General features: G+C 68.5%; 11 protein-coding genes. 6 read left to right on the top strand and 5 right to left on the bottom strand.

Translation table 11 applies throughout. From position 1 onward, the window contains the following. The 5 genes from ACWESM_RS20325 to ACWESM_RS20345 form a co-directional block, all read left to right on the top strand. Positions 1 to 255 (top strand): cytochrome P450 (locus ACWESM_RS20325; protein WP_452493083.1); only part of this gene is annotated, 255 nt, incomplete at its 5' end. Further along, positions 255 to 1,061 carry an SDR family oxidoreductase gene (locus ACWESM_RS20330; RefSeq protein WP_364438866.1) on the top strand — a complete coding sequence of 269 codons (807 nt, stop codon included), beginning with the start codon at positions 255 to 257 and terminating at the stop codon, positions 1,059 to 1,061. The genes ACWESM_RS20325 and ACWESM_RS20330, both read left to right, overlap by 1 nt. A 9-nt stretch (positions 1,062 to 1,070) precedes the next feature. Next, positions 1,071 to 1,268: a ferredoxin gene (locus ACWESM_RS20335; RefSeq protein ID WP_355075050.1), complete on the top strand. Its 198-nt coding sequence runs from the start codon at positions 1,071 to 1,073 to the stop codon at positions 1,266 to 1,268. Between the two features lie 139 nt (positions 1,269 to 1,407). After that, positions 1,408 to 3,000 carry a succinic semialdehyde dehydrogenase gene (locus ACWESM_RS20340; RefSeq protein ID WP_379253869.1) on the top strand — a complete coding sequence of 531 codons (1,593 nt, stop codon included), beginning with the start codon at positions 1,408 to 1,410 and terminating at the stop codon, positions 2,998 to 3,000. A gap of 95 nt (positions 3,001 to 3,095) precedes the next feature. Beyond that, a complete protein-coding gene (locus tag ACWESM_RS20345) occupies positions 3,096 to 3,581 on the top strand; it encodes a glutathione peroxidase (protein WP_397279973.1) in 486 nt (161 codons plus the stop codon). A gap of 218 nt (positions 3,582 to 3,799) precedes the next feature. On the opposite strand, the gene ACWESM_RS20350 is transcribed toward ACWESM_RS20345, so the two are convergent. From ACWESM_RS20350 to ACWESM_RS20360, 3 genes are all read right to left on the bottom strand, one after another. Next, positions 3,800 to 5,164, bottom strand: a complete 1,365-nt coding sequence (locus tag ACWESM_RS20350) for an NtaA/DmoA family FMN-dependent monooxygenase (RefSeq protein WP_452493086.1) — start codon at positions 5,162 to 5,164, stop codon at positions 3,800 to 3,802. A 19-nt stretch (positions 5,165 to 5,183) separates the two neighbouring features. Further along, a complete protein-coding gene (locus ACWESM_RS20355; protein ID WP_452493088.1) occupies positions 5,184 to 6,218 on the bottom strand; it encodes an LLM class flavin-dependent oxidoreductase in 1,035 nt (344 codons plus the stop codon). A 171-nt stretch (positions 6,219 to 6,389) separates the two neighbouring features. Further along, positions 6,390 to 7,829 (bottom strand): MFS transporter, encoded by a 1,440-nt coding sequence (locus tag ACWESM_RS20360; RefSeq protein WP_452493090.1) that lies wholly within the window; start codon positions 7,827 to 7,829, stop codon positions 6,390 to 6,392. 255 nt (positions 7,830 to 8,084) lie between these two features. Between ACWESM_RS20360 and car the strand changes: the two genes are divergently transcribed. Further along, positions 8,085 to 11,558, top strand: coding sequence for a carboxylic acid reductase (gene car / locus ACWESM_RS20365; protein WP_452493382.1), 3,474 nt, complete (start codon positions 8,085 to 8,087; stop codon positions 11,556 to 11,558). Between the two features lie 3 nt (positions 11,559 to 11,561). Here car and ACWESM_RS20370 read toward each other — a convergent pair whose 3' ends face one another. Then, positions 11,562 to 13,226 carry a sulfatase-like hydrolase/transferase gene (locus ACWESM_RS20370; protein ID WP_452493092.1) on the bottom strand — a complete coding sequence of 555 codons (1,665 nt, stop codon included), beginning with the start codon at positions 13,224 to 13,226 and terminating at the stop codon, positions 11,562 to 11,564. Positions 13,227 to 13,419: 193 nt separating this feature from the next. Beyond that, a complete protein-coding gene (locus tag ACWESM_RS20375) occupies positions 13,420 to 14,109 on the bottom strand; it encodes a TetR/AcrR family transcriptional regulator (protein WP_355075063.1) in 690 nt (229 codons plus the stop codon). Between the last annotated feature and the right edge of the window lie 49 nt (positions 14,110 to 14,158).

Below are 14,158 nucleotides of genomic sequence, written 5' to 3' on the forward strand. Positions count from 1 at the left end.
CGGGATCCGGCGGTGTTCGAGGACGGTGACAGTTTCCGGATCGAGCGTGCCGACCGGTCCGGGCTGGTGAGTTTCGGTGCGGGTGTGCATTTCTGCTTGGGGGCGCACCTGGCCCGTGTGGAAGCGACGGTGGCGCTGACGGAGTTCGCGTCGCGTGTGCGGTCCTACGACGTCCTCGAATCCGGGATCGCCCGGGTTCATTCGTCCAATGTGCGTGGCTTCGCGCACCTACCCATCACCGTGGAGACCCGATAATGCCAAGATTCGCACCCCATCCGGAGCGCAGGCCCGCGCTCGTCGCCGGCGCCTCCTCCGGGATCGGCGCGGCCACCGCCGTCGCCCTGGCCGAACTCGGCCATCCGGTCGCGCTCGGCGCGCGTCGCGTCGAGCAGTGCGCCGAACTGGCGGACAAGATCCGGGCCAACGGCGGTGCGGCGTTCGCCCATCGGTTGGACGTCACCGAGCCGGATTCGGTGGAGGAATTCGTGCGTGCCGCCGAAGAAGCGCTCGGCCCTACCGAGATCCTGGTCTCCAGTGCGGGCGACATCGAGTTCGGGCAGGCGTACGCGATGGATCCGGAACGATTCGTGCGCCAGGTGCAGGTCCATCTGGTCGGCGCGCAGCGTCTCGTGCACCGGGTGCTGCCCGGCATGCTGCGCAGGCAGCGCGGCGACATCGTATTGATCAGTTCGGATTGCGCCTCCGAGCCGCGTCCGCGCACGGGTGCCTACAGCGCAGCCAAGGCGGGGCTGGAAGCGATGGCCGCGCAGATGCGTATGGAGCTCGAGGGTAGCGGCGTCCGCCTGTCCCAAGTGCGCCCCGGACCGACCTTGACCGGCATGGGCATGGACTCCACGCCCGAGATCGTCGGCCCGGTGCTGGAGGACTGGAAAGCGTGGGGGTTCGCCAGGCATCCGTACATGTTGCGCGCGAGCGACTTGGCCGCCGCGGTGGTCGCGGTGGTATCCACCCCGCGCGGTTCGCACTTGGTGCTGGTCGAAGTGCAACCCGAGGCGCCGATACGTCCCCTCCCGGACGGCGCGGGACCGAACGAACAGTAAGGAGTCACGATGCGAGTGCTCGCCGATCTGGATCTGTGTCAGGGGCATGCCGTGTGCCAGGACGAGGCGCCGGAAGCGTTCCACGTCCCCAAACGCGGCAAAGTCGAGATCCTCGACGCCGCCGCGGACCCGCGGGCCCGCGACGACGTACAGCGCGCGGTCCGATACTGCCCGACCCAAGCGCTGTCGATCGCCACGGACGAATGAGCGGAATTCGTCCCTCGCGGCAGGTAGGCAGGGCGCGGCCGGGCGAATACGATGAATCCAAAATCGGAACGTGTTCTAATTCAGTCGCGCGGTCCGGCCCGGCACCTGCGGCGATGCCCGACGTCATGGAGAAGATCCGATGAGCACAGCACACACCGACAAGGCCGAGAGCACCTTGCCCGCCAGGATCACCGGGGAACTGCTCGCCCGGCTGACCGGCCTGGTCGCGGCCGACGGTGGCGCGGCGCCATATGAGATGACCGAGGTCTACACCGGCGCGCCGGTCGGTGCGCTTCCGCAGTCGTCCCCGCAGGACGTGCTGACGGCGTGCGCCGCCGCCCGGGCGGCGCAGACGGAGTGGGCCGCACTGCCGCTGCGCCAGCGGCTTCGGGTGTTCGAGCGGCTGCACGAGCTGATCCTCGGCGAGGTGGAGACCATCGCCGACCTCATCCAGATCGGGTGCGGCAAGACCCGTCGCATGGCAGTCGAGGAATCCTGCGACGTGCCCATGGTGATCAGCCATTACCTCAAGACCGCGCGCCGGGTGCTGCGGCCGAAGCGGCGCGGCGGCGCGATGCCGCTGATCACCTCCTCGATCGAGCAGCACCGGCCCAAAGGCCTCGTCGCCGTGATCGCGCCGTGGAATTTCCCCTTCGCCATCGCCCTGTCCGACGCCATGCCCGCGCTGATGGCAGGCAACGGCGTAGTCCTGAAGCCGGACAACAAGACCGCGCTGTGCGTGCTCTTCGGCGTCGAACTGCTGCACCGCGCCGGGCTGCCCCGCGGCCTGGTCCAGGTGGTGTGCGGTGAAGGGCCCGACATCGGGCCGACCCTGATCGACAACGTCGACTTCGTCATGTTCACCGGCTCGACCGCCACCGGCCGGATCGTCGGCGAGCAGGCCGGTCGCAACCTCATCGGATGCAGCCTGGAACTGGGCGGCAAGAACCCGATGATCGTGCTCGCCGACGCGAACCTGGACGAGGTGGTTCCCGGCGCGGTGTTCGCCGCGTTCGCCAACTCGGGGCAGGCGTGCATGCACATCGAACGGATCTACGTGCACCGGTCCCTCCACGAGGAATTCCTGCGCCGGTTGGTCGCCGCGGCGGCGGAATTGAACGGAAAGATCGGCGGGGCCTACGACTACACGCCGGAGTTCGGTTCGCTGGTCTCCCCGCAGCATCTGGAACGGGTCGCCGCGCACGTCGACGACGCGCGGGCCAAAGGCGCCACCGTGCACGTCGGCGGGCAAGCGCGCCCGGATGTCGGTCCCGCTTTCTACGAGGCCACCGTGCTGACCGGCGTGACACCCGAGATGACCCACGCGACGCTGGAGACCTTCGGCCCGGTCGTCACCGTGTACCCGTTCGACGACGAGCAGGAAGCGGTGCGCCTGGCCAACGCGACCGACTACGGTCTCAACGCCAGCGTGTGGACCCGGGATGCGGCACACGGCGAGCGGATCGCCGCACAGCTGCAAGCGGGCAACATCAACATCAACGACGGCTTCGTCGCGACCTACGCCGCCAAAGGCACGCCGTCGGGTGGAGTGAAGCAGTCCGGAGTCGGCACCCGGCACGGTGACCAGGGCCTGTTGAAGTACACCGATACGGTGAACGTCGGCGTGCTCAAGAAGCAGGTGCTCGCCGCGCGGGCCGGTCAGCCTTACGACAAGCAGCTGAAGATGACCTTGATGTCGCTGCGGCTGATGCGCCGGACCCGGTTGCGCTGAAAGCTCGTAGGCCGATGCGCCCGCGGCGGTCGGAAACCCGGTGATCCGGTAGCGTGGCCGTCGGGGTGGATCTACGGAATCGAGAACGGATACCTATGAGCCTTCGAGAAGTCCCGCTACGCACGCTGTCCGGCGAGTCGACGACCTTGGCCGACTTGGTCGGCGACCGCGCCGTGCTGCTGGTGAACGTGGCCTCGAAATGCGGGCTGACACCGCAGTACTCCGGCCTGGTCGAACTGCACGAGTCCTACGGCCCGCGCGGTTTCAGCGTGGTCGGCGTGCCGTGCAACCAGTTCATGGGCCAGGAGCCCGGCACCGCGGAGGAGATCCAGCAGTTCTGTTCCACCACCTACGGCGTCGACTTCCCCTTGCTGGAGAAGACCGACGTCAACGGCGATGAGCGCCACGCCCTCTACCAGACCCTGGCCGAGACCCCCGACGCCGAAGGCAACGCCGGCGACATCCAATGGAACTTCGAGAAGTTCCTCATCGACCGCGACGGCAAGGTAGCGGGCCGCTTCCGCCCCCGGACCACCCCCGACGCACCAGAATTGGTCGCCGCCATCGAATCCGTGCTCTGACCGAACGCGAAACCGGAGCCGCCGCCCATCCAGGACGGCGGCTCCGGTCGTATCCCTTCACGAATGGCGCATCGCTGCGGCGAATCGCGAGTAGAACTCTCGATGGTGTGCCACTCCACAACTTCGGTCGCGATCCGTCGCGCGGCCACCAGGCACAGGCGTGCGGAGTGAGTGCCGAGCCGTCGCACAGTTGGGACGACAGTTCGGCTGTCGTGCGATCAGGAGCGGCGGGTGAGGGGTTCGCGTAGGCCGAGGTGGGCGCGGAGGGTGGTTCCGGTGTATTCCGTGCGGTAGACGCCGCGGTCTTGGAGTTCGGGAACGAGCCAGTTCACGATTTCGTCGAGGCCGGTCGGGACCAGGTAAGGGGAGATGTTGAAGCCGTCGGTCGCGCCGTGGCGGACCCAGCGGGCCAGTTCGTCCGCGACCTGGGTGGGGGTGCCCGCGAAGCCGGAACGTTCGGTGGAGGCGATCACGACTTCGCGCAGGGAGAGGTTTTCCGCCTCTGCCCTGGCCCGCCATTCGCGGGCGATGGCGATCGGGTCCTGTCCGGAACGCGGTGCGCCTCGGGTCTCCGAGATCGGGCGGGGCTGCGGATCATCCACGGGCAGAGGGCCGTCGGGGTCGAGGCCGGACAGGTCGCGGCCCCAGATCTGGCCGGCCAGCGACAGCGCGGTCTGACCGGTGTACTGGCCGCTCTTCACCCAGCGCACTTTCTCCTCGACCTCGGATTCCTTCTCCGCGAGGATGATCTGCGTGCCGGGCAGGATCCGGATGTCGTCCTCGGGGCGGCCCGCCGCGCGCAGGCGTGTACGGATGTCGTTCGCGAAAGCCAGCGCGTCGTCGAAATGCGTTCCGTGCCTGGAGAAGATGACATCGGCGTGCGCAGCGGCGAAATCGCGGCCGGTGGGTGAATCACCCGCCTGGAAGATCACCGGATGCCCTTGCGCGCTGCGCGGCAGCGTGGGGGTGATCGTCACGTCGAAGTGCGGGCCGGTCCGCACCACCGGATGGATCGCCTCGGCACGCGCCCACGACGGGCTCTGCTGCGAGGTCGCGATCGCGCCGTCGTCCCAGGCGTCCCAGATCGCCCGCACCGTGGCGACGAACTCCCCGGCGCGCTCGTAACGCAGCGCGTGGTCCAGGAACCCGCCGCGCCGGAAGTTCGCGCCGGTCCAGGCGTTGTCCGTGGTGACCGTGTTCCAGCCCGCCCGGCCACCGGACAGCAGGTCCAGGCCGCCGAGTTTGCGCGCCAGGTCGGCGGGCTCGTTGTAGGTGGTGTTCTGGGTGGCCACCAGGCCGATGTGGCGGGTGACGCCCGCCAGCGCGGCGAGCTGGGTGATCGCGTCGGGGCGGCCCGCGATGTCCAGTTCCAGGATCGCGCCGTCCTGCTCGCGCAGGCGCAGGCCCTCACCGAGGAAGAACGCGTCGAACAAGCCGCGCTCGGCGGTCTGCGCGACTCGGCGGAAGGTTTCGAAGTCGATCTGCGAGCCGCTGGACGGGTCGGACCAGATGGTGGTGTGGTTCACGCCCTGGAAGAAGACGCCGAAATGGACTTGGGCGTCGGGACGCGGGAAGTCGGTCACGGAAACGATCTCCTGACGATCAGCGGGTGGCCGCGTAGCGGTTGGCGGGGCGGTTCAGGCCGAGGTTGGCGCGCAAGGTCGAACCGGGGATCGGGCGGTGCGCGACGCCGGTGCGCAACAGCGCGGGGACGACCTCGCGCGCGAGCACGGGCAGATCCTCGTCGATCACGGCGAGGTGCAGCCGCACACCGTCCAGGTGCGCGCTGAGTTCGGTCAGCAGATCGGTCAATTCCCCGGCCGATCCGGAGAACGCCAGGCGGCCCGGCGAACCGGAGGATTCGCCGAATCGCTGTGCTGCGTGCGTGCCCGGAACGTCCAAGGTCACTTCGACTTCGGCGAACGCGAGCGCGGCACCGCCGGAGTCCGCCGCCACGGCCGCCGCGACGGAATCGGCGGCGACGAGCCGGACATCGACCTCGCCTTCGGTGCCGAACACCACGGGCTGACCCTGTGGCGGCCGCGGCACGATCGCGGGTCCCTTCACCGAGAAGGTCTCGCCCTGGAAGTCGATGTAGTGCAGCTTGTTCCGGTCCAGGAATCGGCCGCTGGCGTAGTCGCGGATCACGGCGTCGTCTTCCCAGGAGTCCCACAGGCGACGGGCCACCTCGATCGAATCCCTTTGCTCGCGGGCAAGATCGGCGTCTTCCGACACCGGTCGACGTCCCCAGGTGGCGGCGGCGCGTGAATCGTCGGCGCGCTCGGCGATCCAGCCCGCCCGCCCCCGCGAGGCGTAGTCCAGCGACGCCACCTGCGATGCCGTGTGGAACGGTTCGGCGTAGGTGCTGGCCACGGTGGGAACCAGGCCGATCGTGCTGGTCGTCGCCGCGACGAAGGCCGCCCGCGTCACCGCGTCGATGCGGCCGGGAATCTCGTGCCCCGGCAGGATGGAGTCGGCGAACGTGGCCAGGGTGAACCCGGCGTTCTCCGCGGCGGCCACCCGCCTGCGCACGGTCTCCGGGCTGAGCAGACGGTCCGGCGCGTGTGCCGCCCGCCGCCACGCCTCGGGGCGGAAGCCCTCTCCGTCGAGTTCTACACCGAGCGCGAAAACGCCCATCCCGCACCTTCTTTCATCCCGCGAACGATGACGCGACGATCGGTGGCCCGAGCCGGGCACGATGCGGCTCGGGCCACCTTCGGCGCACCCCTTGCGAGCATGCGCGCAAGGGGCGGCGGATCGCGATGGTTTGCGTCGCGATGATTCGAAGGTTGTCGAACGGAGGGTCGGCTACCGTGCCGCACGAGCCGCGAAAGCGGCCGCCAGCAGGACCGTGACGCCCTCGGCGATCGCGGTGCCGCCGAGCGCGTGGGCCGCACTGCTCACCGTGCTGCCCGCCAGGCCCAGGAACAGCGATCCGAACCCTGCGATCCCGACCACGATGCCGAGTTGCACGTTGGTCACCAGGATGCCGCTCGCGTCGGCCGCCAGGCTCATCGGGACCTTGGCCAGCGTGCGGGTCATGAGCGGACTGAAGGCGATTCCGTTGCCCGCGCCGCACAGGCCGAGCAGGGTCAGCGCGAGCGGTCCGACGTCGCCGCCGTCACGTAGCAGCACGCCGAGGGCGACCATGCTCACCGCCCCGACGACCAGGCCGAGCGGGATCATCACCGGATGGAACCGGGCCGGGACGCGTTCCCAGTTCAGGCTGGCGACGGCGAAGGTCACGCCGAGGGGGACGAACAGCAGACCCGCGTGCAGCGCGCTGTAGCCCAGCGTGCTCTGTAGGTGGATCGCCATGACGAACATCCAGCCGCCGAAGGTCGCCATGGTCACGAACAGCGCGACCGCGGCGGGCACGAGGCCGGGCGCGGTGAGTACCGCCCGCGCGAACAGGGGCTCGCCGCCACGGGTGGCGACGACCCGCTCGATCGCCACGAACGAGGCGAAGCCGAGCACGCTGGCGGTCAGGGCGATCCACGACCACAACGGCCAATCCAGCTCCCGCCCCAGGACGAGCGGCAACACCAGCAGCAGCACCGACGCGGTGAGCGTGGCCAGTCCCGGCAGATCGAGCTTGCGCTCGAGCCGCTGGGCCGAGGGCGGCAGGATGCGCGGCGCCGCCGCGAGCAATACGAGGCCGATCGGCACGTTCACCAGGAACACGCCGCGCCAGCTGCTGCCGAAGAGATCGGCGTTGACGATCAGCCCGCCGAGGACCTGTCCGGCGACCATGCCGCCGGAGATGATTGCCGAGTAGACGCTCAGCGCCCGCGCGCGGGCATCGCCGGTGAAGGTGCGCTGGATGAGCGTCATGATCTGCGGCACCATGGCCGCCGCGCCGACGCCCTGGGCGAACCGGAAGACGATCAGCGATGCCTCGTTCCAGGCCAGACCACAGGCCAGTGAGGAGAGGGTGAACAGCGCGAGTCCGGCGATGAACGCGCGGCGCTGGGTGAATCGGTCGCCGAGGCGCGCCCCGGTGACCAGCAGGACGGCGTAGGCGATGACGTACCCGGCGACGATCAGCTGCAGCGCCGCGCCGCTGGTGTGCAGGGAATTGCGGATGGAGGGAATGGCGACGTTGACGATGGAGGCATCGAGCACCGCCATGAACTGCCCGGTGAGAATGACGGCGAGGAGGGCAAGCGAACGCCGCGCTCCCAGCACGGCCGGTGCGGCCGCGGCGGCCGTCGTCGCCGCGGGCCCCGGCGATATGGTCTGTGTCATGCACCGAGCATGCGGTGCGGCGGGCACCGGTAACAGGAGCCCGATAACACTGGTACCGGCAGCACCAGGCTGAGTGTGCGGCACAACGCAATACCGAGTAGTTTCCGGACCTTCCCGGCGCCGTGTCCAGTGTCACAGACGTGCGCGGCGGCTATTGCCTGACCAAAGTACTTAGTCGAGCTAACGTGTTTAGGAAGGCGCGTTCAAGGACCGAAGGAGGTCGTCGTGGCACCCGAAACACGCGGGGAGCGGCTCATGCGCCGCATCACCCGGCTATATGCCGAATACGACGACATCCGCAACGCCACACCGCGTGCGGACGTCGCCGAGAAGATTCGCGACCCCGGAGCGGGGCTCGCTCAGATCGTCGAGACGGTGATGGTCGGCTACGCCGACCGGCCCGCCGTCGCCCAGCGCGCGACCGAGCTGCGCACCGACGAGACCGGACGCACCACGCTGACGCTGCTGCCGCGGTTCGACACCATCACCTACGGCGAGCTGTGGGAGCGCGTGCGCGCGGTCGCCGCCGCATGGCACGGTGACGCGGACACACCGCTGCGGGCAGGCGACTTCGTGGGCATCCTGGGCTTCACCAGCAGTGACTACACCACGCTCGACCTGGCCTGCGTCCACCTCGGCCTGGTCGCGGTACCCATGCAATCCAGCGCCCCGGTCGCCCAGCTCACCGCGATCGTGGCGGAGACCGAGCCGCGGGTGCTGGCGGCGACACCGGAACTGCTCGACACCGCGGTGACGTGCGCGCTGTCGGAGTCCGGGCCACAACGGCTGGTCGTCTTCGACTACCACCCGGAGGACGACGACCAGCGGGCGGCGTTCGACGCGGCCCGCGCGCGGCTGGCCGACGCGGGCAGCGCGGTGCGCGTCGAATCGCTCGACGAGGTGCTGGCGCGCGGCCGGACGCTGCCGCCGGCGCCGCTGTTCGTCGCCGAGCCCGGCGAGGACCCGCTGGCGCTGCTGATCTACACCTCGGGCAGTACCGGAACCCCGAAAGGCGCGATGTACAGTCAGCGGCTGGTCGCCAGGGGATGGGTGAACCGGCCCGACGTCGCCGCGATCAACTTCAACTACATGCCGATGAGCCATGTGGCCGGTCGCGGGTCGCTGACCGGCGTGCTGGCGCGCGGCGGCACCGCGTACTTCGCGGCCGAGAGCGATATGTCGACGCTGTTCGACGACATCGCGCTCGCCCGGCCGACCGAGCTGTTCTTCGTTCCGCGCGTGTGCGACATGGTCTTCCAGCGCTACCAGAGCGAGGTGGACCGGCGCTACGGACCCGGTGTGGACCGCGTCGCGCTGGAAGCGGAGGTGAAAACCGAACTGCGCGAACATTTCCTGGGTGGACGACTGGTCATGGCGATCTGCGGGAGCGCCCCGGTGTCGGCCGAGATGAAATCGTTCGTCGAGTCGGTGCTCGATCTGGAGTTGCACGACGGCTACGGATCCACCGAGGCGGGCGGCGTGGTCGTCATCGACGAACGGGTGCAGCGACCGCCGGTACTGGACTACAAACTCGTCGACGTCCCCGAGCTGGGCTACTTCCGGACCGACAAGCCGCATCCGCGCGGCGAGCTGCTGTTGAAGAGCAGCACCCTGATCTCCGGGTACTACAAGCGGCCCGAGGTCACGGCCGAGGTCTTCGACTCCGACGGCTTCTACAAAACCGGCGACATCGTCGCCGAACTCGGCCCGGATCACCTGGTGTACGTCGATCGGCGCAACAACGTGCTGAAACTCTCCCAGGGCGAATTCGTCGCGGTCTCGCGTCTGGAGTCGGTCTATGCGACCAGTCCGCTGATCCGGCAGATCTTCGTGTACGGCAGCAGCGAACGTGCCTATCTGCTCGCCGTGATCGTGCCCACTGAGGACGTGCTGGCCTGGGGAGATCCGGAGAAGATGAGGACGGCGCTGAGCGATTCGTTGCGACAGCTGGCCAAGGACGCCGAGCTGCAGTCCTACGAGGTCCCGCGCGAGTTCCTGATCGAGCCGGAACCGTTCACCACCGCCAACGGATTGCTGAGCGGCATCGGAAAGCTGTTGCGGCCCAAGCTCAAAGAACACTACGAGCCGCGTTTGCAGGAGCTCTACGCCGAACAGGCCGCCGGGCAGGCGAACGAACTGCTCGATCTGCGCCGCACCGCGGAGCACCTGCCCGTGCTGGAGACGGTGAGCCGCGCGGCGAAGGCCGTGCTGGGCTGCGCGGACGCCGATCTGCGCCCCGACGCGCACTTCGGCGATCTCGGCGGCGATTCGCTCTCGGCGTTGTCGCTGTCGAATCTGCTGCACGAGATCTTCGAGGTCGAGGTGCCGGTGTCGATGGTGACCAGCCCGGCCAACGGGTTGCGCGAGGTGGCGGCTTACATCGCGGCCGAGCGCGCCTCGGGTACGCGGGGCGCCACCTACTCCTCTGTGCATGGCGCCGAGTCGCAGGTCCGCGCCGCCGATCTGACCCTCGACAAGTTCCTCGACGCCCGCACACTCGCCGAGGCGCCGAATCTGGCGCGCCCCTCCGCAACCGTGCGCACGGTGCTGCTGACCGGCGCGAACGGCTACCTCGGCCGTTTCCTGTGCCTGGAATGGCTGCGGCGGATGCACGACAGCGGAGGCACGCTGGTCTGCCTGGTCCGGGGTTCCGACGCCGCCGCGGCGCGCAAGCGACTCGACAGCGCCTTCGACACCGGAGATCCCGGCCTGGTCCAGGAGTTCCGGGAGCTGGCCGCCGCGCATCTGGAGGTGATCCCCGGCGACATCGGTGATCCGAACCTGGGGCTCGACGATCGGACCTGGCGACGGCTGGCCGAACAGGTCGACGTGATCGTGCATCCCGCCGCACTGGTCAACCACGTGCTGCCGTATCGGCAACTGTTCGGCCCCAACGTGGTCGGCACCGCCGAGTTGGTCCGTCTCGCCCTGACCACGCGGCTCAAGCCGTTCACCTATCTGTCCACGGTCGCCGTGGCCACGCAGATCGACCCGGCCGTCTTCGCCGAGGACGGCGACATCCGCGAGCTCAGCGCGGTGCGCGCGGTGGACGACAGTTACGCCAACGGCTACGGCAACAGCAAGTGGGCAGGCGAGGTGCTGCTGCGCGAGGCCAATGACCTGTGCGGGCTTCCGGTGGCGGTGTTCCGGTCGGACATGATCCTCGCCGACCGGCGTTACACCGGTCAGCTCAACGTGCCCGACATCTTCACCCGGCTGCTGCTGAGCCTGCTCGTCACGGGGATCGCGCCGTTCTCCTTCTACCGCACCGACGCGAACGGCCAACGCTCGCGCGCCCACTACGACGGCCTGCCCGCCGATTTCACCGCCGAGGCGATCACCATTCTCGGCGCGACGGCGGGGACGGGTTTCCACAGTTTCGACGTGCTCAACCCGCACGACGACGGCCACTCGCTCGACGAGTTCGTCGACTGGCTGATCGAGGCGGGCCATCGCATCGAGCGGATCGCCGATTACGGCGAGTGGGTCATCCGATTCGAGACCTCCCTGCGGGCGTTGCCGGAAGCTCAGCGCCAGGCCTCCGTGCTGCCGTTGTTGCACGCCTATCGACGACCGGCCCCGGCCGTTCGTGGCTCGGCATTGCCCGCGGAGAAATTCCGTGCTGCCGTCCGAGCCGCGAAAATCGGCGCCGATCAGGATATTCCGCAGATCTCCCGGGAGCTGATCGAGAAATACGTCAGCGACCTGGGCGTGCGGGGCTTGCTGTAGGAGCTAGGACGGCTTCGGCACGGCATCGAGCAAGGCGTTGCCGATGCGTTCGGCTTGGATCAACACGTTCGTCTGCGCCGAGAGGTAGTCGCCGATGCCTTCGTCCTGCGCGGCCCGCAGATACGGCGGCAGCGGTTGCTGGATCTCGGTGCGAATGACGTTGTCCAGCAGCGACTCCATCTCGCCGCGCAACGGATTCCCGGTGGCGGCTTGGTTGTCGAGCTCGAGCCTGCCGCCGTCGGTGCTGTAGTCGTAGAGCTCGAATTCCTGTGCGGCCGCCGGGTCGATCTGGATCCGGTCGTGCACCCAATGGGAATAGGAGGCGAATTTCGCGTCCGGGGTGCGCACCATCGCGACGTGGCCCGGGGCGTTCTGATCGAACAGCATCGCGGCTTCCTCGATCGAAGCCTCGTCGGTGGTATGGGCGACCCATGGCCTGCCCGCGGCTCCCGGGTTGCGGCACAGCGCGGCGATGTCGAGACGCCCGCTGAGATGTTCGTAGCGTCCGTCGCCGCGCCATTCGTCGCCGCCGGTGCCGATGGTGAGCAGCAGGGGAGTGAAATCGACACTGGAAGTGAGCTGGTCCCTGGTGCTCGTCCCGTTCACCGGGCTCAAGTGGCCGCGCGGATCGTGGACGTAGAGCGGGACGCGCAGCGCCTCGTCGTAGGCGGCGCCGCCTTTGCCGTGCAGGCCGTGGGAGCCCGCGTAATCCCCGTGGTCGGAGGTGAAGACGACGACGGTGTTGGCGGCGACGTCCGGACGCGACTGCAAGGTGTCCAGCACGCGGCCGATCTGGATATCGACCTGCTGCTGCGCCCACAGATACAGATTGCGCATCTCGATCCAGGCCTGCATGGCTTCCGGCGTTCCGTAGGGCGCCGCTCCGAACGCCACCGCCGAGACCTCCACCAGCGCCATCTGCAGGCGCGGTTTGCGCGAAAGTTGTTCGAGCGACTCGAAATTGGGCGGCAGCTCGTTCATCCAGCGTGGGATGTCGGCGTTGAACTGGTCGCGACGGGTCCAGCGCGGCCACCATTGGATGTCGTGCGGGTTGACCAGCGACACCGTCGTGCACCAGGGCGCATTGCCGGAATCGTTGTGGAACCAGTCGACGAATTGGTCGACGATCTTCGGATCCATTTGCAGCCCTTGACCCGGCGCGCCGTTGGGTGAGGGATAGGTGCCGCCGTGGAATCCGTAGGCTTCGAGCGCGCCCGGTGTGCGATCCGGGTAGCTGCCGAGATGCCACTTGCCCCAGTAGGTGGTGTCGTAACCGTGGTCGCGCAGCATGGACCCCCACGTCGGGAACAGCGGCGACAACGTCGACTCCGACACGACCATGACCCCGGTCTGCTGCGCGTAGAGGCCGGTCAGCAGGCAACCCCGGGCGGGTGTGCAGTCGTTGGCCGCCGTGTAGTGATTCTCGAACGACACGCTGCCCCGGCGGATCCGTGCGATGTTCGGCAGCACGGCGTCCAGCGTCTGCTGGTCGGGGAACCACACGGGTGTCCGCATCTCGTCCACGATGATCACCAGGATGTTCGGCTTGTCCGGATCGGTGTCCGCTCGGGCCTTGCCCGGCGCGGCTCCGGTCGTGACGGCGGCCGCGGCCGTGGCCGAAGTGGCCGCACTGGACAGAAATCCCCTGCGAGTGAACGAGCTCGGCAATGTTCCTCCACGAATGAGTCGTGTTCGGTCGAATGGAACGCGGAGAATCTCGGTGCTGTGTACCGTAGCGCCGCCCGGCGTGCGCTACCCGCACGCCGGTGCGGACACGCCGCCATGTCGTCGTACAGATGAACTGGTCGGACCGGATCGAGGCCGGGCTGCGAAGAAGGCGGCGAGGAGACCGCCGGCCGGGTTACGGCAGGCCGACCAGGTCGGCCATCACGTTCATGTGGTGACCGAAGTATTCGTCGCGGGCGTCGATGGTTCCGTTCAGGCGGCCGAAGATCTCGAAGCTGATCAGGCCGAACAGCTGGGTCCAGCCGACGAAGACCCGGTCGAGTACGTCTTCGGGCATGTCGGCGGGCGGCTTCTGCTCGATGAGTCGGCGCAGGTCGGTGCGGACGGGCGCGGGCAGCGGGGCCGGAAGCGGTGGCGGTGTCAGTTTTCCCGCCCCCTCCTGCGCGATGGCGACCAGCCGGAAGACAACGGCCGTGGCGGGGGCCACGGTGTCCTCGGGTGCGAAGTATCCGGGTACCGGGCTGCCGTAGAGCAGTCCGTATTCGGCCGGATGGGCCAGCGCCCAGTCTCGCACCGCCGAGCACACCGCCAGCCACCGGCCGCGTAGATCGGCGGTGGGAACCTTCGCGTCGGCGGTTTCGGCTTCGGCGGCCAGGGCGCGGTAGGCGTCGAGAATCAAGGCGGTCAACAGGTCGTCCCGGCTCGGGAAGTAGCGGTAGAGCGCGGACGGAACGATGTCCATATCCCGTGCGACCCCGCGTAAGGACAGGTTCGCGCCGTCAACGGCCAACCGTCTGCGCGCGACCTCTTTGATCTCCTCGGTCATCTCGGAGCGGATGCGGGCGCGTAGGGATCGGGCGGACATCTCCCCAGTGTAGAGAACAAGCAACCGATAACAGAACATATGTTGGTTC

Source organism: Nocardia sp. NPDC003999 (assembly GCF_053604885.1).

What these genes read in the sequence shown, in the direction of transcription:
- ACWESM_RS20330 (WP_364438866.1), top strand. Translation starts at nt 255, where the DNA reads ATGCCAAGATTCGCACCCCATCCGGAGCGCAGGCCCGCGCTCGTCGCC.
- ACWESM_RS20335 (WP_355075050.1), top strand. Translation starts at nt 1,071, where the DNA reads ATGCGAGTGCTCGCCGATCTGGATCTGTGTCAGGGGCATGCCGTGTGC.
- ACWESM_RS20340 (WP_379253869.1), top strand. Translation starts at nt 1,408, where the DNA reads ATGAGCACAGCACACACCGACAAGGCCGAGAGCACCTTGCCCGCCAGG.
- ACWESM_RS20345 (WP_397279973.1), top strand. Translation starts at nt 3,096, where the DNA reads ATGAGCCTTCGAGAAGTCCCGCTACGCACGCTGTCCGGCGAGTCGACG.
- ACWESM_RS20355 (WP_452493088.1), bottom strand. Translation starts at nt 6,218, where the DNA reads ATGGGCGTTTTCGCGCTCGGTGTAGAACTCGACGGAGAGGGCTTCCGC.
- ACWESM_RS20360 (WP_452493090.1), bottom strand. Translation starts at nt 7,829, where the DNA reads ATGACACAGACCATATCGCCGGGGCCCGCGGCGACGACGGCCGCCGCG.
- car (WP_452493382.1), top strand. Translation starts at nt 8,085, where the DNA reads ATGCGCCGCATCACCCGGCTATATGCCGAATACGACGACATCCGCAAC.
- ACWESM_RS20375 (WP_355075063.1), bottom strand. Translation starts at nt 14,109, where the DNA reads ATGTCCGCCCGATCCCTACGCGCCCGCATCCGCTCCGAGATGACCGAG.